27 protein-coding genes and 1 tRNA gene are annotated in these 21488 nt (G+C 59.8%); 12 read left to right on the forward strand and 16 right to left on the reverse strand.

Translation table 11 applies throughout. The features are described from left to right. Positions 1 to 6: 6 nt before the first annotated feature. Both VL130_RS01620 and VL130_RS01625 read right to left on the reverse strand, forming a co-directional pair. Positions 7 to 162 (reverse strand): hypothetical protein, encoded by a 156-nt coding sequence (locus tag VL130_RS01620; RefSeq protein WP_325360423.1) that lies wholly within the window; start codon positions 160 to 162, stop codon positions 7 to 9. Continuing rightward, entirely contained in the window at positions 159 to 368 is a 210-nt protein-coding gene (locus VL130_RS01625) for a hypothetical protein (protein WP_325360425.1), read from the reverse strand. Before VL130_RS01625 ends, VL130_RS01620 begins: the two co-directional genes overlap by 4 nt. A 143-nt stretch (positions 369 to 511) precedes the next feature. Between VL130_RS01625 and VL130_RS01630 the strand changes: the two genes are divergently transcribed. Further along, positions 512 to 856 (forward strand): hypothetical protein, encoded by a 345-nt coding sequence (locus tag VL130_RS01630; RefSeq protein ID WP_325360426.1) that lies wholly within the window; start codon positions 512 to 514, stop codon positions 854 to 856. A 16-nt stretch (positions 857 to 872) separates the two neighbouring features. On the opposite strand, the gene VL130_RS01635 is transcribed toward VL130_RS01630, so the two are convergent. After that, positions 873 to 1322, reverse strand: coding sequence for a hypothetical protein (locus VL130_RS01635; protein ID WP_325360428.1), 450 nt, complete (start codon positions 1320 to 1322; stop codon positions 873 to 875). A gap of 137 nt (positions 1323 to 1459) precedes the next feature. Here VL130_RS01635 and VL130_RS01640 point away from each other — a divergent pair, with 137 nt between their 5' ends. Beyond that, on the forward strand, positions 1460 to 2038 hold the full coding sequence (locus VL130_RS01640; protein WP_325360430.1) for a hypothetical protein: 579 nt from the start codon (positions 1460 to 1462) through the stop codon (positions 2036 to 2038). A gap of 1 nt (position 2039) precedes the next feature. Beyond that, the gene (locus VL130_RS01645; RefSeq protein ID WP_325360432.1) at positions 2040 to 2549 is read left to right on the forward strand and encodes a hypothetical protein; all 510 of its coding nucleotides are present in this window, start codon (positions 2040 to 2042) and stop codon (positions 2547 to 2549) included. Here the strand turns inward: VL130_RS01645 and VL130_RS01650 are convergent. Further along, positions 2546 to 3232, reverse strand: coding sequence for a hypothetical protein (locus VL130_RS01650; protein WP_325360434.1), 687 nt, complete (start codon positions 3230 to 3232; stop codon positions 2546 to 2548). The two genes, VL130_RS01645 and VL130_RS01650, sit on opposite strands and share 4 nt — an antisense overlap. After that, entirely contained in the window at positions 3232 to 3468 is a 237-nt protein-coding gene (locus VL130_RS01655; protein ID WP_325360436.1) for a helix-turn-helix transcriptional regulator, read from the reverse strand. Before VL130_RS01655 ends, VL130_RS01650 begins: the two co-directional genes overlap by 1 nt. A gap of 159 nt (positions 3469 to 3627) precedes the next feature. On the opposite strand from VL130_RS01655, the gene VL130_RS01660 reads away from it, so the two are divergent. Both VL130_RS01660 and VL130_RS01665 read left to right on the forward strand, forming a co-directional pair. Next, positions 3628 to 4296: a hypothetical protein gene (locus VL130_RS01660; RefSeq protein ID WP_325360438.1), complete on the forward strand. Its 669-nt coding sequence runs from the start codon at positions 3628 to 3630 to the stop codon at positions 4294 to 4296. Continuing rightward, entirely contained in the window at positions 4293 to 4673 is a 381-nt protein-coding gene (locus VL130_RS01665; RefSeq protein WP_325360440.1) for a hypothetical protein, read from the forward strand. The genes VL130_RS01660 and VL130_RS01665 overlap by 4 nt, the downstream gene beginning before the upstream one ends. A gap of 118 nt (positions 4674 to 4791) precedes the next feature. On the opposite strand, the gene VL130_RS01670 is transcribed toward VL130_RS01665, so the two are convergent. The 6 genes from VL130_RS01670 to hemC all read right to left on the reverse strand — a co-directional run bounded on the left by VL130_RS01670 (position 4792) and on the right by hemC (position 10248). Continuing rightward, positions 4792 to 5736, reverse strand: a complete 945-nt coding sequence (locus VL130_RS01670) for a PDZ domain-containing protein (RefSeq protein WP_325360442.1) — start codon at positions 5734 to 5736, stop codon at positions 4792 to 4794. Between the two features lie 162 nt (positions 5737 to 5898). After that, a tRNA-Thr gene (locus tag VL130_RS01675) sits at positions 5899 to 5974 on the reverse strand. An 82-nt stretch (positions 5975 to 6056) separates the two neighbouring features. After that, positions 6057 to 7607: a heme biosynthesis protein HemY gene (locus tag VL130_RS01680; protein WP_325360444.1), complete on the reverse strand. Its 1551-nt coding sequence runs from the start codon at positions 7605 to 7607 to the stop codon at positions 6057 to 6059. Next, positions 7604 to 8554 (reverse strand): COG4223 family protein, encoded by a 951-nt coding sequence (locus VL130_RS01685; protein ID WP_325360446.1) that lies wholly within the window; start codon positions 8552 to 8554, stop codon positions 7604 to 7606. Before VL130_RS01685 ends, VL130_RS01680 begins: the two co-directional genes overlap by 4 nt. A gap of 1 nt (position 8555) precedes the next feature. Then, positions 8556 to 9305, reverse strand: a complete 750-nt coding sequence (locus VL130_RS01690; protein WP_325360448.1) for a uroporphyrinogen-III synthase — start codon at positions 9303 to 9305, stop codon at positions 8556 to 8558. A 1-nt stretch (position 9306) separates the two neighbouring features. After that, positions 9307 to 10248 carry a hydroxymethylbilane synthase gene (gene hemC, locus VL130_RS01695; RefSeq protein ID WP_325360450.1) on the reverse strand — a complete coding sequence of 314 codons (942 nt, stop codon included), beginning with the start codon at positions 10246 to 10248 and terminating at the stop codon, positions 9307 to 9309. Positions 10249 to 10432: 184 nt separating this feature from the next. Between hemC and tsaD the strand changes: the two genes are divergently transcribed. From tsaD to VL130_RS01715, 4 genes are all read left to right on the forward strand, one after another. Beyond that, positions 10433 to 11542 (forward strand): tRNA (adenosine(37)-N6)-threonylcarbamoyltransferase complex transferase subunit TsaD, encoded by a 1110-nt coding sequence (gene tsaD, locus VL130_RS01700; protein ID WP_325360452.1) that lies wholly within the window; start codon positions 10433 to 10435, stop codon positions 11540 to 11542. Beyond that, positions 11539 to 12546 (forward strand): NAD(P)H-dependent glycerol-3-phosphate dehydrogenase, encoded by a 1008-nt coding sequence (locus VL130_RS01705; protein ID WP_325360454.1) that lies wholly within the window; start codon positions 11539 to 11541, stop codon positions 12544 to 12546. Before tsaD ends, VL130_RS01705 begins: the two co-directional genes overlap by 4 nt. 18 nt (positions 12547 to 12564) lie before the next feature. Next, on the forward strand, positions 12565 to 13077 hold the full coding sequence (locus VL130_RS01710) for an SMI1/KNR4 family protein (protein WP_325360456.1): 513 nt from the start codon (positions 12565 to 12567) through the stop codon (positions 13075 to 13077). 146 nt (positions 13078 to 13223) lie between these two features. Next, positions 13224 to 13619 (forward strand): hypothetical protein, encoded by a 396-nt coding sequence (locus VL130_RS01715; RefSeq protein WP_325360458.1) that lies wholly within the window; start codon positions 13224 to 13226, stop codon positions 13617 to 13619. 64 nt (positions 13620 to 13683) lie between these two features. On the opposite strand, the gene VL130_RS01720 is transcribed toward VL130_RS01715, so the two are convergent. Continuing rightward, positions 13684 to 14139, reverse strand: coding sequence for a VanZ family protein (locus VL130_RS01720; protein WP_325360460.1), 456 nt, complete (start codon positions 14137 to 14139; stop codon positions 13684 to 13686). Between the two features lie 124 nt (positions 14140 to 14263). Here VL130_RS01720 and VL130_RS01725 point away from each other — a divergent pair, with 124 nt between their 5' ends. Next, entirely contained in the window at positions 14264 to 15190 is a 927-nt protein-coding gene (locus tag VL130_RS01725) for a peptidylprolyl isomerase (protein WP_325360462.1), read from the forward strand. A 95-nt stretch (positions 15191 to 15285) separates the two neighbouring features. Beyond that, positions 15286 to 17229: a putative bifunctional diguanylate cyclase/phosphodiesterase gene (locus VL130_RS01730; RefSeq protein ID WP_325360464.1), complete on the forward strand. Its 1944-nt coding sequence runs from the start codon at positions 15286 to 15288 to the stop codon at positions 17227 to 17229. Positions 17230 to 17231: 2 nt separating this feature from the next. Here VL130_RS01730 and VL130_RS01735 read toward each other — a convergent pair whose 3' ends face one another. The 3 genes from VL130_RS01735 to VL130_RS01745 form a co-directional block, all read right to left on the reverse strand. Beyond that, on the reverse strand, positions 17232 to 17909 hold the full coding sequence (locus VL130_RS01735) for a DUF4197 domain-containing protein (RefSeq protein WP_325360466.1): 678 nt from the start codon (positions 17907 to 17909) through the stop codon (positions 17232 to 17234). Between the two features lie 96 nt (positions 17910 to 18005). Continuing rightward, complete coding sequence (locus VL130_RS01740) at positions 18006 to 18770, reverse strand: alpha/beta hydrolase (RefSeq protein WP_325360468.1); 765 nt, start codon at positions 18768 to 18770, stop codon at positions 18006 to 18008. A 173-nt stretch (positions 18771 to 18943) separates the two neighbouring features. Further along, the gene (locus VL130_RS01745; RefSeq protein ID WP_325360613.1) at positions 18944 to 19198 is read right to left on the reverse strand and encodes an endonuclease domain-containing protein; all 255 of its coding nucleotides are present in this window, start codon (positions 19196 to 19198) and stop codon (positions 18944 to 18946) included. Between VL130_RS01745 and VL130_RS01750 the strand changes: the two genes are divergently transcribed. Beyond that, on the forward strand, positions 19091 to 19318 hold the full coding sequence (locus VL130_RS01750) for a hypothetical protein (protein WP_325360472.1): 228 nt from the start codon (positions 19091 to 19093) through the stop codon (positions 19316 to 19318). The genes VL130_RS01745 and VL130_RS01750 overlap by 108 nt on opposite strands. Before the next feature lie 160 nt (positions 19319 to 19478). Here VL130_RS01750 and ilvD read toward each other — a convergent pair whose 3' ends face one another. Beyond that, positions 19479 to 21344, reverse strand: a complete 1866-nt coding sequence (gene ilvD, locus VL130_RS01755; protein ID WP_325360474.1) for a dihydroxy-acid dehydratase — start codon at positions 21342 to 21344, stop codon at positions 19479 to 19481. Positions 21345 to 21488 lie beyond the last annotated feature (144 nt).

A 21488-nucleotide genomic window follows, 5' to 3' on the forward strand; every position in this document is an offset into this window, starting at 1 on the left:
TCTTCCCTACCGCCCCGTCTCCTCCATCCTGAATGCCTGGCGCCTTAGTTCATCGGCCTTGGCCCACAGTTCCGCCGCTCTGGCTGGTTCAGCGTGTGACGCCGCAGCGTCCATGGTCTCGGCACGGAAGCGGATACGGAAGGCTTGATCAGGATCAGTCATCCCGGACGGCCAGCGGCAATCGCCGTCACTGTCGAAATAAGCCGTAGTGCATCTTGCCGGGTCTTTCCCGTCTGGCCGTTATTGGCCACCCTGATCATCACATCGGTCAGCGCTACGAGGACGGCCACGTTCGGCTTTCCCTCGATCAACGGCGCGATCCGCTTGAACACATCGTCGCTTAGTTTGTCCAGGCCTGCGTCATTCATATTGCATCCCCATTTGCATTTGCGCTGTGCCAGAACTTACCGACGTAGCCGGCCATTGCAACCCTGATTAAGGTCAAACTGTTGCGCTGTCCTAAAAGTTGTGCAAGGTTGCGGCCTTCTACTACCAATATCAGGGGGCTATCTTGAAAATCTCAAAATTTACCCGCGTCGCTGCTGTGGCGGCGCTGGGTTTGTCTATTGCTTTGTCCGGTTGCGCCACAAAGCGCTATGGTCGCATGACGCCGATCGTTTCGGCCGAGGCCGATCAATATGACTGTAAGCAACTCGGCATCGAAATTGCCAAGGTCGAAGGCTTTGAACTGCAAGTCGCGCAGGGGTCTGAAATCAACTGGAAGTCCGTCGCTGGTTTCCTCGGTGATTACGGCATCGGCAACGCAATGGAAAAGAACGAGGCGCTTAAGAGCGCGGCAGAACGCAAAAAGCAATTGCGTGACCTGCAAGTTTCCAAAAGCTGCCCAGTCGCATAATTAGAAATAAGGCTCCTCACGGGGCCTTATTTTTTGCCTGTTCACCTCTGGCCTTCATCGCCGCGATCAGCGTGACGGTGCAAAAATGCGTGGCATTTTGAGCGTGGTCACCGCCATAGGTAAAGCAGTAATCATAGAAGGGTGAAAGCCCCTCTGTGCTGTCGATGGTAAGCGCCATGCCGTCCAGCACCTTATCGCCGGCATCCGGTTTCCATTTCAATTTGCCAAGTGCTGCCTTGTCCCAGGACACGGTAAATAGTGGATGCTGGGCATCAACGGCATAGACCGTGAACGGTGCCTGCAAGGCCTTGATCTTGCCCCTGCGGAGGGCTTCCTGCATGGTGAGGTCCGGAGCCTCCGCAGCGCTTGGCACGATGAAAGGCTTACCGTTATCGGCCGGTGGCGTCGAAGGGCTGCACCCTACCATTGTAACCGCTACAGCCAGCATCCCTATATACGCGCGCATTAAGCCCCCTATATTGTTACCTCTTTCAGGGCACGTCGAGCGCGGTCGGGTCAAGCCTTTTCTTCGACCGCACTTGGCAGCCGCCTGCGACTCGTGCTGTGCTCCCCTCGCTGGGCGGCAACGCATAGGAGCGTGCCATGTACGTATCCGAGTCCATTAAGCGCGGCTTCAACGCGAAACAGTCAATGATCAGATACATGCGGAAGACCGGCCGGACCCTCAGTGGGCGGCTTATCTGGATGCCGTCTGAGACTGACATCATCGAAGAGTTCTGGCCGGACTGGCCCGCTATTGAAGGACGGCTTCCACACCGAACGGCTGGCGCTATTAAAGCCAAGGCCCGCGCCATTGGCTTCAAGAAGCACGTTCAATTCTGGCAGCCCGATGAAAAGAAGCGAATGGTGCCGCCGTATAAGGCTGGCGAGCCGATCAGCGATATCGTCGTCATCCTTGGCGATCGGTCGAAGCGCCAGATTTACGGCAAGGCGTCACACCTGAAAATCAGAAGGCCCAGGAAGCCACCCAAGCCGACCGGAATGAGAATTGTCGATCTAATCCGGCAGCGCGCTTTTGATCTAGGTTACACAATGGCCGAACTGGATTTTTGGGTAGGGCGCAAAAAATATTTTGTGGCTCCAAAGAAGCTTGATACGTGGGCCATTAGCGGCGCGCTCAAAATACTTGGCGGTTCAATTGTTGCTGTATGGGTGAACTAAGATGCCTGCACAACGATGGTTGCCCGAAGAAGACGCATTGGTCCGGCAACTTTATCCGGATTTTCCCTCACTTCTATCCGCGCTTCCTCGGCGTACAAAATGCGCGATCAGATTTCGCGGTCAAACATTGAAGCTTACCACTCCCATAAAGCCATGGCTGGTTACCGATATATCGCGATTAAGGCAGGCGCGAGAAGATGGGATTTCCAATGATGAAATTCGTAAAATGTTTCCAGAGCGGAATTGGGAAGCTATCTATTTTCAGATAAAATCGTTCAAAATTCTCCGCCGGCACCCTCGCGAAGCATCGGCGTTTCGCCACCCAGCAGTCGGGTCTATCCGAAAAAAAATGAAGGAAGCTAAACTGCCTATAGTTTGTCTTGCCCGGAGAATCGGAGCGCCAAATACTTTTGCGCAGTGCGAACGTTCCACCAGTATTACAAATATCATAAAAGCTGTTCACTACCTGGGCGGTGAGATCGACATCGTTTGGAGCGAACAAGAAGGTTAGTCCAACGCTTCAGTCGGGTCATCATCCTCATCTACATATCCAAAGGCGTTTGCCATATACCATATATTATTACACCACTTTCCGTTCAAAAATGCATTGCCCATACCATCGACACCCGCGTAGCCAAACGTGCGGCGCTGATGCCGGTTGAGCGGTATTTTTAATTCTTCAAATGAACGTCCATCTCCGATGATGAATGCCCTGCCATTGCGGGCATAAAAGAATGGCTGGACTTTGGCGCCAAGTGCTGCCTGCAGCTTCGCAGCGTGGCCTTCCCAGTCATTATTCTCTTCATCGTACTTAACGAACAGCATGCCGAAGCCTGCCCCTTTGATATGCCACGCACGATTAAAAGCTTGCGTTGCCGGCCCTCCGGGGAAACTCTCCCACACGACGCCTTGCGCCGAAATGAGCGCCCAATAATCAAACGCTTCCAATTCTATACGGATCGAGGCCACAAGTTCCGCTGGTTCGAGGTGGGTGAATATACGGAAAAGGTCCACATCCTTCCAGGCATCTTCATATGTGATGCCTTCCTCAACATTCCAGTCGGATAAATGGTAAACGCGATCAGAAAACTGGAAGAGTTCGGTGCCGTCAGGACACGCCTCGTACATATCCCACAATGGGCTTGTGTCATGTTCAGTTGCAATCTTATTGCGCGTGAAGAGGTAGTATCGCACTAAGCGCCCTTCCTAATTCGAACTCCTGGCCCGTCACCATTTTCAGCAATGAAGATCACACCTTGTGCTTCAAGGGCGCGGCGCAGAGCTTCCACAGTCGCTGGCACTGCCATGCGCTCCCCATTCTCAAAATACGCGATGGTCCGACGGCTAACCCTGCTTAATTCCGCAAGCGCGTCCTGTTTCAAATTCAAGAGCGCGCGGGCAGCGCGACATTGAGCGGCGGTAATGTCCATCCCACAGGCATAGCATTAGGCCGCATGTAGCGCAATAGTACACACTATGTGCACATTATCATTGCGCTAAATGCGCACATGTGCCATGCTGATACAGGCCAGAGAGGGACGGCAATCCCTCAACTGGCCCTAACCTCAACCGATCCAGGAGATACGGTCATGGCTGTAAACAGCACTAGCACAATGCGTGCCGCGTTCAAGGCGCCGGCTGCAACGCCCCACAATCTGACGGAGGCGATCGCCAATTATCAAGCGGCCGTAACGGCTGCGCTGGCGGTTATTGACCCTACCGGCGACGGCGACACGCCCGAATATGTCGCCGCGTGGGACGAAGAAATGGCGGCCGGCCGGGCATTCGTTGCTTGTCAGTGCGCCACCGCCAATGAAATCACTACGAAAATCCAGACGCTTCTCGAGCATGTCCCTCTGCGCGAGACGGTGCTCGCGGAGCCTCATCAGGTGATCAGGCTGCTTGAAAGCTTCATCTTGCCTACAGACAGGGCCATCAAGGCTTATAGCGATGCGGCGGCATTCGCTGCGACCATTTCAGACGACGACGAAGACGCGTGGAAGGCCGCCCAGGACAACTGCGCTCTGGAACAGCAATTCGGCACCCGCTCCACAGCGGAGCAGGAAGCCGAGTACGACCTGACGGAGGACACCCACGAATCCGCTATTCGCTCGGTCCTGACGTTCCCGCATACGGATAACCCCATCATCGCGCGCGCTCATAGGGGTTATATCGCCGGCCAGCCTGAGCTTATCGACCTCGCCCTTCACTACGCCACCTGCCACTTTGACGACAAGAAGAAGGGGGCGAAGGCATGAGCGCGCAAATTATAACTCACCCCCGTGTGCAGCTTAGCCAGCTCCGCGACCGCATGGCCGAGGCTGTGGAGCGCCTTATCGCCTGGATGGATGAAATCGACGGCGACCCAGATATGGAGATGACTGGCGACGAGAACGAAACCTCTCTCGCCACGATGGACGGCCGGAATCACATCATCGACTTTACCGGCGACACTGACGACCGCGAGGTCGAATGTGACGACGAAGGGCACGACAGCGATACGGAACTTAACGGCGATGAGGGCGATAACAACGCAGACGACGAGGACAACATCTGGATCGTCACGCCGTTTGCATTGAACCAGGAGGGAACGAAGTGGGCCTTCGGAGAGGGGCCACCTCCACCGTTTTTTTGAGGGTGGTGTCAGTTCCAGGTATAGAAAAGGCCGCCCCACACCGGAGCGACCTTCTTCGTAGCTTCGTCCATCGTCTCGGCTTCAAACCCCAGCTTGATGGCCGGATCGGCCGGGAGCGTCATTGGCCTAACAGGCGCTTCTTTTGAACGTCGTATTCGTCCTTTGAGATAAGGCCCTTCTCAAGAAGAGTTCCGTATTTCAATAGTTCGTCGGCTGCTGATGGTGCCGGTGTGGCATCTACGACCGCAACTTTCTGCACTTCTCGTTTTGCGTAAGCGTCTGGATCATATTCCGATACAGCAGGCCTATATATAACAGGGCCAGAGAGGTTCATAACCATCTGCCCCCGGAAGACCTCAATGCTTAATGATCCCTGACGGGCAGCCTTATTCAGGCCCTCCATCAGTTCTTGATCGCTATCTGTTCGCTTATCTGCAACGCGCAATATAACATCACCCGCCTGTAGCCCAGCCTTCGCGCCAGAACCGTCGTTTTGGAGATTGGTTACCCTAAGGCCTTTTGCAAGTTTTCCATTGTAAGGCACTTGCACAACAGGCGTATCGCCGGTGATTCCCAGGTAAGCAAAATTGGTGAATTTTGTACCTTTGGGTAATGCCCCGCCGGAATCTACCAAATAGCTCTGCATACGGTTGACGTAACCATCGCCGTCCTGCGGCGTGGTGCGTATCTGACCAAACGCGAATTGGGTTTCATCCCAAAGGTATGCCTGCGCCCTAGCGCCGTCTTGCGATTGGGAGATTGTCGTTCGGAGATATTGTTTTACCGGCGTAGAATACCGATTGCCTTGGAATAGCTCTTTCACTAACTGCTGACCAAAGTTGAGTTTAACTTCACACTTCACTTCATTCGGCGTGCTCGACACCACAATCCAGCCAGCGTTGATGCAGCCGTCCGCAAGCAATCCGCTTGCCTCCGCTGGCGTGTAGTCCAGGAATATTGCCTCAGCCCTACCGCTAGGTGTTTCAGCAATTTGCCATGTGCCCGCAACAGCCGGCAGTGGTAATAATATCATCGCCGAAACGATCACAACCGCGATCCGCATAATTTCCCCCTACAAATTTTCTCCATTTATAGGCGTATTATTTGAAAGGGCAACTCCGTGCCCCCTGCCGCGCGAGTGGTATCTATATGGTATCGGATAGGTTTTCGACAAATCGTAAAGTCGCTGCGCATCGCGCAATATATTGATTTTGCTATGAAAAAATGGTGCCGCTTAGGTGACTCGAACACCTGACCCCCGCATTACGAATGCGGTGCTCTACCGGCTGAGCTAAAGCGGCCCGGAAACAATCTCACGGCCGTTGGCGCGCGAGCAGGCGCGTTCATTACACATCTCCGCGCGCCTTGCCAAGGGTCTAATCGCTATTTCTTCGCGCGCGGCGCCGCACGACGGGCGCGAGAAGGCTTGACCGGCACAGCTTCAATGACATCAAGGTCCTGACCGCTGATCGCCGTATCGTAATCGCCGGGATCGTCCGGCTGCGGAATCGGATTGACCCGGCCGGTCGCGCTCTTGCGGGTCGCCTTGATGAACGGCATCGACGGCACATAGCGCGACGACAGTTCCGGCACTTCCGGCAGGCCCTTTTCGCCGCGTTCATAGCGCGGATGGGCCAGGGTGGCGTTGCGCGCGAAGGTCAGGATCAGGTCGCTCCAGTCCGAGGCGCTATAAGCAAAAGCATTGGCCTCGGCATCGATATCCGACCATTCCGGCTCGCCCTTGGCCAGGGCGGCCTGCGCCACCCAGGTGCGGGCAGTATCGAGATCACCCAACGCCTGCGCCCCGCGCGACATCAGGCCGCTGACCCGTTTGGTCAGTCTGTCCTCGGCCGCATCATCGGCCAGGGCCGTCATGGCGGCGGTGATGTCGGGTTTCGAGCCGATCAAAAGGGCGCGTTCCAGTTGCAGCATCCGGCTTTCGCGGTGCGTCTTGTTGCGGTCAATCAGGCCTTGCAGCCGGCGCGCGCGTTCCTTTGGCGTCTCATTGGAAACGATATCGCGGTAGGTCAGCCAGATAGCCGGATGCGGCTGGGCGCCCCAGGCGGCCTCGAGCACATCCTCGGCGCGGCCCATCTTTCCCGCCTTGCCGAGCAGGCGCGCGGCGATGATGGCCGCCGGCGTGAAGGCGGGTTGCAGCTTGGCGGCGCGCTGGGCGTAATCGAGCGCCTGGTCGCGCTCTTGAGCGTCGTCCGAGGTTTCCAGACGCGCGGCGGAGGCGGCCATCAAGGATGCCTTGGCGCGCTCCGAGACAATCGGCGAGATCAGCTTGCGATTTAGCGCGCCATCGATCAGATCGAGCGCCTCGGCCCATTCCCCCGCTTCGAGGCGCGCCTCGAACAGGGTCTCGAAGGCCCACATGGCGGGCTTGGGCTGATTGTAGGCCTCGCCGGCCAGTTTGACGGCCTCGGCCTTTTCACCCTGACTTTTGGCCAGTTGCATCAGGCCCTTCAAACCGGCGAGTTTCAGTTCGGGCACATTGAGCATGGCCGAATAGGCGGTTTTGGTCGCCACATCGTCACCGGATTGTTCGGCGGCCATAGCCGTCAGGATACGGACCAGCGCGATATTATCGCAGACATCGAGCGCCTTGGCAGCCAGGCGGCGGGCATCGGCGCCATCACCGCTGGCCACGGCCAGAAAGCCCTTGGTCAGGGTTTCGTCACCCTGTTTGCGGCGGGCGCTGGCGCGGGCGCGTTCGGCGCGCTGCGGCGAGCGTGACAGCCACAGGGCGATGTTCCAGAAGGTGACGGCGCAGAAAGCCATGATGCCGACAATGATCACCGCCGCCGACGCCGAGGTATCGACGCGGTAGCCAAGCCAGACCAGAGAGGCCTGTCCGGCGTCGCTGATGCCCGCGATGGCGAGGGCGACCAGGGCGGTGATCCCCAGCAGGATAAGAACGGTCCGGATCACAGCACGCCCCCGTTATTGAGCGGCGCTGTGCTGGCGTTGGTCATCTGGCTCAGGTGGTTGAGCGCGGTTTCCGAAATGCGGCGGGTGGTGTCATCGACAAGCACGCGGGCGCGCGCTTGTTCGAGCCAGGGCGACAAGGCCTTTTGCGCCGAGGGCGACAGCGTATCGAGATAGGCGACGGCGCCCTTGAGATCGCCGCCATTGAGGCGGATTTCGGCGCGTTCGAGGATGGCTTCCGCTCCCTGCCCGCCGGGATTGCCGATGCGGCGCACCGAGATAAAGCCGCCAATGGCGTGGCGGATCTTGTCGAGGATACCGTCCTTGCCGTCATCGGCCTTGGCGGCGATATTGGCGCGCGCGGCGATGGAGGGGAAAGTGACGGCCAGGGCAATTTCGCTCGGCACGCCCTTTTCGGCATAGGGACGCAGGGTGGCGGCCACGGCCGGATCATTCAGCGCCGGCTCGACCACGGCCAGTTCCGACAGGAACGGCTGCTGGTTTTTCGCCGCCAGTTGCAGGCTGCGCGCGGCATAGGCGGCGGATGTGGCCTTCACCAGGTCGCGCTGGGCGGCCTCGACGCGATCAAGGCGGGCGGACAGTTGCGCCAGGGCGGTCGGATCGGGGGCATAATAGGGCTGCGCCGGCACGACGGCAGCGCCTTCGGCCGGATGAACCTGGCTTTGCAGGGCGAGTAACTGGCCTTGCAATTGCGCGATCTGGGCGTCCTTGTCGGTGACAGCGGGCGCACTGACGGCGGCAACGGGCGAGACCGTCGCAACCGGTTTTTTCTGGTGCGTCAGCCCCCAGAAGATGGCGAAAATGGCGATCAGAACGAATATCGACGGCAGGATGAAGAAAGCCATCAGGCGGGCGATATTTGTGGTTTTCGGATCGGCCCAATCTTGAGCGTCTGTATTGATATCGCTGGTATTCAGTGGGTCGCTCATATCATCCGTCCGTATCTAATAGCCTCAGCATGGCAGCTTCATCCGGGGTAGCGGCAATGCGCCGGTCCAGACCCGCCGCGATGGCCTGCCTGATCTCCGGCGCTGCGCTATTGCGCAAACCTGTCTCTACGCCCTGCCATGCCGCTTCAGAAATACAGATAAAGCGCAGATTGGGGAAGCAAAGTTTATCGTGATAGTCGATCAAGGTTTCGGCGACGGCGCGGCCGGCCTTAGGCGACTGGATCAGGATATGGCTGATGCGCGGCAGATCGGCCGGATTGAAACGCGGCACCACGAACTGCGTCTCGTAAACCGCCGCCTCGCTGACCTGGAAACCATCGGCGCGCAAGGCGTTACCGAGCGCCGCCGCCGGTTCGGCCGGCGCGGCATAGAACAGGCGGCTGTGCCGGTCAGCGGTCTGGCGGATCAGCGCGATCAACGCCTTGCCGTCACTGCCGGCGCTGATCACCTGCTGGAATTTCTTCTCACGGGCGGCGGCGGCGGTCGAATCGCCGACGCACCAGGCGGTCAGGGCGCGGCGGCTGCACAGGGCGCAGAAGGCGTTCAGGCCGTTGCGACTGGTCAGGATAACGGCGTCGAAACTGTGCGGATCGATGATCGGTTTCAACGCCTGTATCTTCAGCACCGGCGCGACAATCGTCTGGTAACCCCTGGCCTCAATCGCGCGCGCTGTCCGCCTGGCCCCTTCGGGGGTGCGTGTGACCCAGACGAGCGGCGCCAACTCAGTCATCCTAGCCGCCTATCTGGATGAGGTCAGGCCCGGCTTCGACCTTGATCTCGATACCCAGCCGCAGGCCGAGATTGCGCGCGCTCAGGGCATTCGGATGGATCAGGGTTTCCCGCCTCTGCCAGCGCGTCTTGCCATCCGCGCTCAGGGCCTCGACAAACAGCGACATCACATCGCCATCAATCTTCGCATAGGCGCCCACCGCCGTACGGCAGGAAGCCTCCAGCGCTTCAAGCGCCCCGCGTTCGGCCTGGACGGCGAGGAAGGTCGGCTCATGGTGCAGCTTGCGCATCCAGTCAGCGCCCAAATCCGTTGTGCGGCACTGCACGGCCAGCGCGCCCTGACCGGGGGCCGAGGCATGGATATTGGCATCGATATAGGAGCGGATATGCCCGCTCAAACCCATGCGGTTCAGGCCCGCCGCCGCCAGCAGCATGGCGTCGCAGTCACCGGCGGCCAGCTTGGCCAGGCGCGTATCGACATTGCCGCGAATCATGACGATTTCGAGATCGGGCCGGATGCTCAGCATCTGCGCCTGACGCCGCAGACTGGCCGTGCCGAGTTTGGCGCCGGCGGGCATATCCTCGACGCGCGCATATTTCAGGCTGATAAAGGCGTCACGCGGGTCTTCGCGCAGCGGAATGACGCAGACCGACAGGCCGGGAATTTCAGCGGCCGGCATATCTTTCAGCGAATGGACGGCGACATCGATATCGCCACGTAAAAGCGCGTCCTCGATTTCCTTGGTAAAAAGCTGCTTGCCGCCGGCCTCGATCAGGCGGCGGTCCTGGATGCGGTCGCCCTGAGTGGTGATGACGGTCAGGGGCGCGATGGCATCAGCGTTTGCCGGGTCTTCGCCCATCGCGGCCACGATCTGCCTTTGCACCCAGCCGCATTGGGTCAGGGCCAGTTTCGATCCGCGGGTGCCAATTTTCAGCTTGCTCATATGCCCTCACTATCACTTTGTCGCACAGGATCAATGCAAAAGACTTGACGCGCGACCATATGACGGGGTGTTAGGAACAATCGTTCTGTTGTTCTTTTGAAAAGTAAGAAACCCCACCACCGCATCTAGCGCTGCGGAACCGCGCCCGAAGGGCGGGGTGGTGGGGTATCTCGCAAAGGTTGTTATGTCACCAAGCCTGACCGTTCTGGGTATCGAATCGAGTTGCGACGAAACCGCCGTGGCGGTGGTGCGCCGTGACGACGCGGGCACGCATATCCTGTCGTCAGCGATCCATTCACAGGTCATGCAACACAAGGCGTTCGGCGGCGTGGTACCGGAAATCGCCGCACGCTCGCATGTCGAAACCATCGATGCCCTCGCCCGGCAGGCGCTGGATGAGGCCGGGCAGCCAGCGCTTGATCTCGTCGCTGCCACCTCCGGACCCGGCCTGATCGGCGGCGTGATGGTGGGGCTTTCCTTCGCCAAGGGGTTTGCCCTGGCGCGCGATTTACCGCTGATCGGCATCAACCATCTCGAAGGCCATGCGCTTTCTGCCCGCCTGACTGAAGATGTGGCGTTTCCCTTCCTGCTGCTGCTGATTTCCGGCGGCCATTGCCAGCTTCTGAGCGTCAAGGGCGTCGGCGACTACGAACGCCTCGGCACCACGATCGATGATGCCGCCGGCGAGGCCTTCGACAAGATCGCCAAGGTGCTGGGGCTCGGCTATCCCGGTGGCCCGGCGCTGGAAGTCTGCGCCAAAACCGGCGACGCCAGCCGCTTTACCCTGCCGCGCGCCCTGTTGGGCCGCAAGGACTGCGACTTTTCGTTCTCCGGCCTCAAGACCGCTGCGGCCCTGATCGCCCATGCCGAGGTGAAGACGGAGCAGGACCGAGCCGATCTTTGTGCGGGGGTGCAGGCGGCGATTGCCCGCCAACTGGTCGAGCGCTCCGACCGCGCCATGAAGCTATTCATAGACCAAAATGACGTGGCCACTCCGGCCTTTGTGGTGGCCGGCGGGGTGGCGGCCAATCAGGCTCTGCGGACGGCCCTGACCACCACGGCGGAAAAGAACGGCTTCGTGCTGAAAGCGCCGCCGCTGAAATACTGCACCGATAATGCCGCCATGATCGCGCTGGCGGGGCTTGAACATTATGAAAAGCTGGGCAAGGGTGCGCTTCCTGATACCACTTCTAGCATGGGCACCATCGCGCGGCCGCGCTGGCCGCTCGATGAAGCGAGCGCCGCCAACGCGCCGATCCATAAATATGCTGGCCGCAAGGGAGCGAAAGCGTGACCGTTCAAACTTTTAGCAAGGTCGGCGTGATCGGCGCCGGCGCCTGGGGCACCGCCCTGGCGCAGGTCTCCACGCTCGGCGGCAATAAGGTCATCCTCCATGCCCGCGAGGCCGAGGTCGTCGCGTCGATCAATAACAGCCACGAAAACAGCCTCTATCTCGGCGGCGTAAGGCTTTCCGCCGATATCACCGCCACCAGCGATTTCGCCGACCTGGCGGCGTGCGACCTGATCCTGGCCGTGCCGCCGGCGCAGTTCATGCGCGCCACCCTGACCGCCTTCAAGCCATATGTCCGCGAAGGCCTGCCGATCGTCCTGTGCGCCAAGGGGGTCGAGCGCGGCAGCGACGCCCTGATGACCGAGGTGCTGGAAGCCGTCCTGCCCGAAGCCGCCGCCGGCGTCCTGGCCGGTCCCAACTTCGCAAAAGAAGTGGCGATGGGTCTGCCTTCCGCCGTCACCATCGCCTGCAAGGACGAAGCCCTGGGCGCGCGCATCGCCGCCACCCTGGCCGGTCCGACCTTCCGCCCCTATCAGTCAACCGACCTGATCGGCGCCGAGGCCGGTGGCGCTATCAAGAACGTCATCGCCATCGCTTGCGGCATCGCCGAAGGCAAGGGCCTGGGCCGGAATGCCCATGCCGCCCTGATCACCCGCGGCTTCGCCGAAATGTCACGCATGGCGATGGCGCTTGGCGCCCGTTTCGAGACCATGTCCGGCCTCTGCGGGCTGGGCGATCTGGTGCTGACCTGTTCCTCGCCGCAATCGCGCAATATGAGCGTGGGGCTGGCGCTGGGGCAGGGCCAGACCCTGGCGCAGTTCCTCGAAGGCAAGGTATCGGTGGCCGAAGGCGTGCAATCAGCGCCCGCCGTGGTCGATCTCGGCCGCAAGCACAAGGTCGAACTGCCGATCTGCGAGGCCGTCAATGCCGTCCTGTCCGGCGATATGGATGTCTCCCGCGCTATCGAGGCCCTGTTGTCGCGCCCCCTGAAAAGTGAACGGGCTTAAATTAAAGGCGAGGCAGAAATGAAGGTCGAATGGTTCGATGCTTATACGCCGAAGGAACTGGATCTTGCGCAGGATATGTACGACATCGTCTTCTCGCCTGATCTCATCACCTTTCTAAGCGAGCGACACCCGCTTCTGGACTATAATTGGCGGACGGACAATGAAGCCATCAGAACCATGCTGCGGTGGCCCTATGAAGGTCTGTTATTTGACGTAGAAAATGCCAATCTGTGGCTTCCTGATTGGGGAAGCAGACCCCTAACAGAGGCGGGACGTGCGGGAAGACTGAAAGAAATTGTTGATGACGCGCCTAAGCTAATTCCTTTATGCGGACACAGATATCTGCCCGCTTATCCCGAAGAAGCAGACAATCCAGTCTTCTCTGTTTATCAATCAGACATCATTTATTACGGCACTAATCTTCACGAGTATATCGGTCGGGAAAGCCATCTGCCGGTTACAGTTCCTGTATCGGCCAAACTCAAACCGATACCTTTCTGGGCGCAATTCGCGGACGACATGTTTCCTTAGAATATCTACATAAATCACAAAATGTTGCAATGCAAAATTAATTAATGACAGCGCTGTCATTATGGTGCAGCCTCGGTATGTCACAGGCCGCTCCTCCGGCCGTGACGCCTTATAAATCGCAACCCCCAACTTTGTGAGTGTGTCCCATGATGAAATCCGTTTCCCTTCTCGCCGGCGCCGCGCTGCTGGCTGTATCCGCAATCTCCGCCCCCGCCTTTGCCGAAGGCAGCTTCTCCAATCCGTCGTCACAGAAGTGCGCCACGGCCCAGGAAGAAATGGCCGGTCGCCAGATCGCCGACAGCCTCTCCGAACGTATCCGCGACACGGCGCCCGCCCAGAGCAAGCGCCTGATCAAGATCGAGGGCTGCCAGGTCAGCCATGGCGTCGTGAAGACCTATTTTACCTATAATTATCTGGCGGAAAAAACGGCCTATGCCGTTGAGGGCCAGGCGGTTGTCGACGCGGCCGGCGCGGTTACCCTGGCTCAGGTCGAAAAGCCCGGCATCGTCTTCGCCTCCATCGACAGCAATTACGTCGAATAGATCCGACAAAAAACGGCGCCGGAATAAAATTACCGGCGCCGCTCATATCTCTATCAGGCGAATTTTAAATCAGCGGTTTGGCCTTGGCCGCCGCGACCTTCGCACGATCGCTCTGGCGACGTGACGGGCGGTCGCCCTGCATCGCCCGGCGCATCGACTGCATGACCAGCGGCGCCATAACCAGCGACACGCCCAAACCATCGGCCAGCCAGTCAGGCACATTGCCGTCACGCCCCACCATGGCCTGCACCACCTCGATGACGCCGCCAAGCGCCAGGCACACCAGGGCCACATCCCATTTACGAATCTTTGGAAAGGCCAGCAGCCCCATACCGGTCAGGGCGTAGAAGGCCAGAACGTGCGCTTCCTTGTCACTAAAGCCGACCTTTTGTTCCAGACCACCGAACGGCCCGAAGACCAGTATGGCGATGGTCACAGTCAGGATCACCAGGCAGGTACGGACAAGCCAGGTCATTTTGGCAGCGCGGGACATCTGGGACAGCAAGGGGAACTCCATCATTTGATGCCGGCATCCTAAAGCGGGGGTTGCGAAAACGCGGTGAACAGACGTGGTTAAGATTTTATTTTGCTTGCGCGATCTCATCCCACAGGTAGTCTCGCTGGAAACAGATTGGAGACCTTCCATGTTCAAGCGCCTGCTCCTGACCGGCACCGCCGCCCTCTTCCTCATCGGCGCGGCCCCTATCACCCAGCAGGGCAGCACCACGCAATCTGGCGTTTTGGCCTCGCCGCAGGAAGTGCTCGATGCCGCCCCGGCCAGCGCCTGGATGACTGTTCCTGCCGAAGACCTGGTGGTGATGACCCTGGCCGACGGCCGCAAAATCGATTATCAACTGGCGCCCGATTTCGCGCCGGTTCACGTCGCCAATATCCGTCAACTCGTGCGCTCCGGCTATTTCGACGGCGCCGCGATTCTGCGCGTTCAGGACGCCTATGTCGTGCAATGGGGCCGTCCGGACGAGGACAAGACCGAAGCCAGGGGCATCAACGCCACCCCGCCGGCGGAATATGAATTCACGCCGCCCGCCCGTTTCAAGCCCCTGCCCTTTCGTGACGCCTATGCCGAACAGGTTGGCCACGCAAAGTCATGGCCGGTGGCGAGCGACGGTCATTCCGCCTGGCTGATCCATTGTTACGGCATGATCGGCGTGGCGCGCGATGTGGCGCCCGATACCGGCTCCGGCACGCAACTTTATACCGTGATTGGCCATGCGCCACGTCATCTTGACCGCAACCTCGCCGTGGTCGGGCGCGTGATTGGCGGCATGGAATTCCTGACCGACCGGCCGCGCGGCACCGAAGACCTCGGTTTCTACAAGGATGACAGCCAGCGCATAAAGATTGTCTCGACGCAGATGGCCTCGGACCTGCCGGCAGATGCACGCCCGGCCTTTCAGGTGCTGGACAGCGACAGCCCGGCCTTCGCCGCCTGGGTTCAGGCCCGCGCCAATCGCTCCGGCGCGTTTTTCGTCAAGCCGGCCGGCGCGGTCGATATCTGCAATGCCCAGGCGCCGCTCCGCGCGGTGCAATCCGCTCCCGGTACTAACTGATTATACATATTACTGCGCTATCGTGCCTGTAAACGAAGCTGCATAAGGCAGCGGGGGCCATCGGCGGCGTGCCGAAGAGGCAGGTGCAAGCGTTGTTGTTTAAAAAGTCCCAACTGGAATCCATCGTCGGGCTGTTCCGCATCCCCGTTGAAAACATGCCCCTGGTACGGGCGCAGTTCGCCGCCTTTTCCAAACAGATTCCGCTGCTCTATTTCATCCTGTGCACCAATACCCTGGCCGCCGCCTGGACCTTCGCGCCCCTCGCCCCCGCCTGGCTCTCAATCTATCTGCCGTCCAGCCTGTGCGCGTTTTGCCTTGTCCGATGCCTGTGGTGGTGGAACAACCGCCATATGGTTTTTGACGACACCCATGTGGTGAAGCATACGCGGAACACCGCACAACTGGCCGCCATCCTGACCTTCGCCTTCACCATCTGGGGGTTGATGCTCTATCCTTATGGCGATCCCTACGCCAAGGGGCAGGTCACTTTCTACATGGCCCTGACGGTTATTGGCTGCGTCTTCTGCCTGATGCACCTGCGGCCGGCGGCTTTGAGCGTCACCCTGACCGCCAATATTCCCTTCATCCTGTTCTTTTTCTTTGAGGGCCACGCTTCGCTGCGCGCCATTTCGATCAATCTGGCGCTGGTTTCCGGCGCCATGATTGTCATTCTGCTGACCTATTCGCGCGATTTTGAAAAGCTGGTGGCCTCCCAGGCCGAAACCCGCCGGTTGGGCGATGAAAACTTCCGTATCGCCAATCTCGACAGCCTGACCGGCCTGGCCAACCGCCGCTGGTTCTTCGCCGAACTGGCCAAGCAGCATGAACGGGCGAAAACGAAAAACGGCGCCTTCGCTATCGGCATCATCGATCTCGACGGCTTCAAGCCGGTCAACGACACCTATGGCCACATGACCGGCGACCGCGTGCTGACGGAAGCCGCGCATCGCCTCAAGCAGGCCTGCGGTGACGATATCATTCTGGCGCGGCTCGGCGGCGACGAGTTCGGCTTTATCGTTTCCGGCAACCCGACGCGCGATGAACTGCGCTGGCTCGGCACGGCGATCAGCGACATCATCCGTCTGCCCTACCCCGTCGGCAGCTCGCAGGCGCTTCTTGGCTCCTCCATCGGCGTTGCAGGCTACCCGCAATCGGCGACCGATCCGGAAGCCCTGTTTGAACGCGCCGACTATGCGCTCTATCACGCCAAGCGCCATCAGCGCGGCCAGATGGTTATTTTTTCCAGTGAGCATGAGGAGCAGATCCGCAGCCACAGCGTCATCGAGCAGGCCTTGCAGAATGCCGATCTCGACGCCGAACTGTCGATGGTTTTCCAGCCGATCGTCGATATCACCACCGGCCGGACGACGGCTTTCGAAGCCCTGGCACGCTGGGAAAGTCCGACGCTCGGCAATGTGGGGCCCGACCGTTTCATACCGGTCGCCGAACGCGCCGGCCTGGTGCGCGGCGTCACCAAGACCCTGCTGAAAAAGGCGCTGGCGGCGCTGGCCCAGTGGCCACCGCATATCCGCATGTCGTTCAATCTGTCAGCGCACGACCTGTCGGATTCCGAGACCGTGGTGCAGATCATCGCCATCGTCAACCGTAGCCGCATCGATCCGAAACGCCTCGATTTCGAGATCACCGAAACCTCGGTCTCGCACGACTTCAAAAAGGCGCAGGCCGCCGTGCAGACCTTCAAGACTCTGGGCGCCGGTATTTCGCTCGATGATTTCGGCACCGGCTATTCGAGCCTGAGCCATGTTCACCGCCTGCCGCTCGATAAGATCAAGGTCGACCGCAGTTTCATTACCGATATCGATTCAAATCCGGTCAGTCTCAAGATCGTCAAATCGCTGACCGCCCTGTGCACCGATATGGGCCTGGATTGCATTATCGAAGGCGTGGAAACGGAGGCGCAACTGGCGACCCTGCGCGACCTCGGCTGCCGCCTGGTGCAGGGCTATTACTTCGCCAAACCGATGGCGGAAGCGGATGTGCCGGTTTATCTGGCTGCGTCGGAAGAAAAACGAGCTTAAACTCAGCCAAAAACCGTTTTCAGAATCTGCACCGTCCGCCTGGCCGGATCGCGGCGGATGGCGGTTTCCTCGCGCCCCACAAAGATGAACAGGCCCTGCAGGGCGAGGCCCGTGGCGTACTGGCCAAGATAGGTCTTGGCGTCGGTCTGGAAATAGCTTTTCAGGTTGCTGCGCTTAATCGCCCGGTCGAAATAATCGACGGCGCCGCTGGCCTGCATGGCGTTTTCCATCGGCGGGGTGAAGGCGGCCGTCAGGGCCGGAGTCGTCTTCTTTTGCAGATAGAGCGTACCCGCCGTGTTGCCGCCCTTGATGATGCCGGCGGCGTCATTGATCGTCAGGCTCTGGATGGCATTGACGAACAGGCTGCGCGCCACAGGCGCGGCGCTTTCGGCGGCGCGGTTCATGCGCAGGTGCAGGTCATCGAACAGGCCGGACTGGCCCAGCGGTTTCAGCAGCTTTTGCGCGCTGGCCAGAGGCTTCGGCAGGGGAATGCGGATCTGCGGATCGCCCCAGTAGCCATTGGTCTGGGAGAGATGCGTCACCGCCGTCTCCGCGCCCTGTTTCAGCGCCGCGCGCAGACCGGCCTGGGCGTCCGTATTGGACAGTTTGGCGAACGCATCGTCCGAAAAACCCAGCGCGCCAAGGCTCAATACGCCCGTTAGCAAAAATCGTCTGTCCATCCTGCCCTCCTGGTATCTGTCAGGCAAATCTACAGCAAATTGACGGCCTGTCGCGCGCTTTTATCGCCCGGTCAGGCCGCCATTCTCATGCCAGCCCTATTTCACGGTTGCTTCCGCCGCCTGTTCGATAAGGGCGGCTGCCGCATCGGGGTGCGAAATGAAAGCCACATGGCTGCCGGCCACTTCCTGAACCGTCGATTTGGCGCGACCGGCCATCTGGCGCTGAGCGGCCGGCGGGATAATCTGATCATTGCTGGAAACCAGATACCAGCTCGGCTTCGTCTTCCAGGCCGCGGTTGTGATTGGCGCGCTGCCGGCCTTGTCTATGCCGAGCGGCACCTGGCTATCGGCCATGAACTCCGCCTCAGCCCTGGGCACATCCGGCGCGAAAGCCGTGAGATAGGCATCGCGGTTGAAATAGGCCAGGCCATCGGCAGTCGGCTCGATCGGCGGTTTCGGACCGTCTTTCGGCAGCAGACCGAAGATGGATTCGCCGGCGTCTGGCGCGAAGGCGGCGATATAGACGAGACCGACGACCTTTGGATCATTGCCGGCTTCGGTAATGATGGCGCCGCCATAGGAATGGCCGACAAGGATGACCGGCCCGTCCTGACGGTCGAGCACGCGCTTCGTGGCGGCCACGTCACCGGCCAGGGATTCATCGGCGTTCGATACGACGCTGACCTTGTAACCCTTGGCGACGAGCAGTTTGTAGACGCCTTGCCAGCCGGAGCCATCGGCCCAGGCGCCGTGGACGAGCACGACATTCCTGACGTGGGGCTTCTCCGCCGCCATGGCCGGTGCGGTGAAAAGAGCGACGGCAAGCACGGGCGCGGCGGCCCACTGCATGAGTTTACGCATGGTTATCTCCGTTTGTGAAAACATGGGCGATCGACAGCGCAAAACGCGCCGCGATTAAGCGTAAGTTCGGGGTACTGAGGGAGGATAGCGGCACAACGCAACGCTACAGATAGGCGCCATCTGGTGTTGGGAAGGCGTCTATATGCGTACAACCATACCCCGAAAAAGGCGAGTCACAAAGTTTGCTGTCTTGCCAGGATGAGCCGGTAAATACCGTCGGCGATCTCGTCCGGTTCGGCCAGAACATCGCTCGCCGGAATACGCAGAACCTCGAAGCCACGCTCGGTTAGGAAACGGTCGCGGGCTTCATCTCGCTCGCCTTGACCGTTGACGCCATGATGGTAGCCGTCAATCTCAATGACCAGATTGATTTTGGCGCAATAAAAATCGAAGACATATGGCCCGAAGGGATACTGCCGGCGAAAGATGGGGCCGCCTTCCTGCCTCTTGCGAAGACGTCCTTAGATCAGCATTTCCGGCAGGGACATATCCTTGCGCAGCTTGCGGGGAAAGGCGATTTTCGGCTGCTTGACCATGAGTCACGATAGCATGAAATCGCATTCTGAGAACCTCCCCCTGATTTCAGGGGAGGGTGTTCGAAGGGTGGGTGGGGTTAAATCTGCTTCAGCTTGCTCATTCGACGGTAATAACCCCCTCCGGCGCAAGAGCGCCACCTCCCCCTGAATATCAGGGGGAGTTCTAAGAGAGCTATTTCTTCAACTGTCCCAGATCACGCACGGCGCCGGTATCGGCCGAGGTGACCAGGGCCGCATAGGCCTGAAGCGCCGCCGAGACATAGCGCTCGCGGTTCTTCGGCGTATAGGCGTCCTTGCCACGGGCGATTTCAGCCGCACGGCGTTCTTCAAGAACCGCCTCAGACACCGCCAGCTTGATGCCGCGATTGGGGATATCGATCTCGATGGTGTCCCCATCCTCGACCAGGGCGATCAGGCCGCCCGCCGCCGCTTCCGGAGACACATGGCCGATGGACAGCCCCGACGTGCCGCCGGAGAAACGGCCGTCGGTCAGCAGGGCGCATTCCTTGCCGAGGCCCTTCGATTTCAGATAGGTGGTCGGGTAGAGCATTTCCTGCATACCGGGACCGCCCTTGGGGCCTTCGTAGCGGATCACCACTACGTCGCCCGGCTGGATCTGGTTATGCAAAATGGCTGTCGTCGCCGTATCCTGCGATTCAAACACGCGCGCCTTGCCGGTGAATTTCCAGATCGATTCATCAACCCCGGCCGTCTTCACGATACAGCCCTTTTCGGCGATATTGCCGGTCAGGACGGCCAGGCCGCCGTCGCGCGTGAAGGCGTGTTCGACCGAACGGATCACGCCGGTCTGGCGGTCGGTATCGAGTTCGGCCCAGCGCTTCGACTGCGAGAAGGCCTGCGTGGTGCGCACACCGCCCGGCGCCGCCTTGAAAAATTCGGCGACCGAGGAATCGTTGGACGACTTGATATCCCAGTGCGCCAAAGCCGCCGCCATTGACGGGCTGTGAACGGTCGGTTGTTCGCCGTGGATCAGGCCGCCGCGGTGCAGTTCGCCGAGGATGCCGACAATGCCGCCGGCGCGGTGAACATCCTCGACGTGGACATCGGCCGAGGCCGGCGCCACCTTGCAGATGCAGGGGGTGCGCCGCGAAATCCGGTCGATATCGGCCATGGTGAAATCGACGCCGGCTTCCTGCGCGGCGGCGAGGATATGCAGCACCGTATTGGTCGAGCCGCCCATGGCGACATCGAGCGTCATGGCGTTTTCAAAGGCTTCTTTCGTGGCGATCGAACGCGGCAGCACCGAGGCGTCATCCTGGCCATACCAGCGCTCGCACAGATCGACGATGGTGCGGCCGGCTTCGCAGAACAGGCGCTCGCGGTCGGAGTGGGTGGCCAATGTGGTGCCATTGCCGGGCAAGGAAAGGCCCAGCGCTTCGGTCAGGCAGTTCATCGAATTGGCGGTGAACATGCCCGAGCACGAGCCGCAGGTCGGGCAGGCGGCTTCTTCGACGGCTTGGACTTGTTCGTCGGAAATGCGGTCGTCACCGGCTTGCATCATGGCGTCGACCAGATCAAGCGCGTGGGTCTTGGCTACGCCATTCTCATCGGGCCAGACGACCTTGCCGGCCTCCATCGGGCCGCCGGAAACGAAGATAGCCGGGATATTGAGCCGCATGGCGGCATTCAGCATACCCGGTGTGATCTTGTCGCAGTTGGAGATGCAGACCATGGCGTCGGCGCAGTGGGCATTGACCATATATTCGACGCTGTCGGCGATGATGTCGCGTGACGGCAGCGAATAGAGCATGCCGCCGTGGCCCATGGCGATGCCGTCATCAACCGCGATGGTGTTGAATTCCTTGGCGACGCCGCCGGCCTTTTCGATCTCACGCGCCACAAGCTGGCCGAGGTCCTTCAGGTGGACGTGGCCCGGCACGAACTGGGTGAACGAATTGACCACGGCAATGATCGGCTTGGAAAAATCGCCATCCTTCATGCCGGTGGCCCGCCAGAGTGCCCGTGCGCCCGCCATGTTGCGGCCAAAGGTGGTGGTGCGGGAACGTAAAGCGGGCATGCCAGAGCACTTTCCAAAAAGTGTGACGCACTTTTTGGGCTAAAAAGTGCGGTAAAAAACAAAAACTCGTTACCTGTGTAAGCAAATATAGACGGGACAAGGCTTTGCGGGATGGGGCCTATATAATCCTCATGGATAGTTAGG

Source organism: Asticcacaulis sp. (assembly GCF_035497195.1).
Classification (GTDB): Bacteria; Pseudomonadota; Alphaproteobacteria; order Caulobacterales; family Caulobacteraceae; genus Asticcacaulis.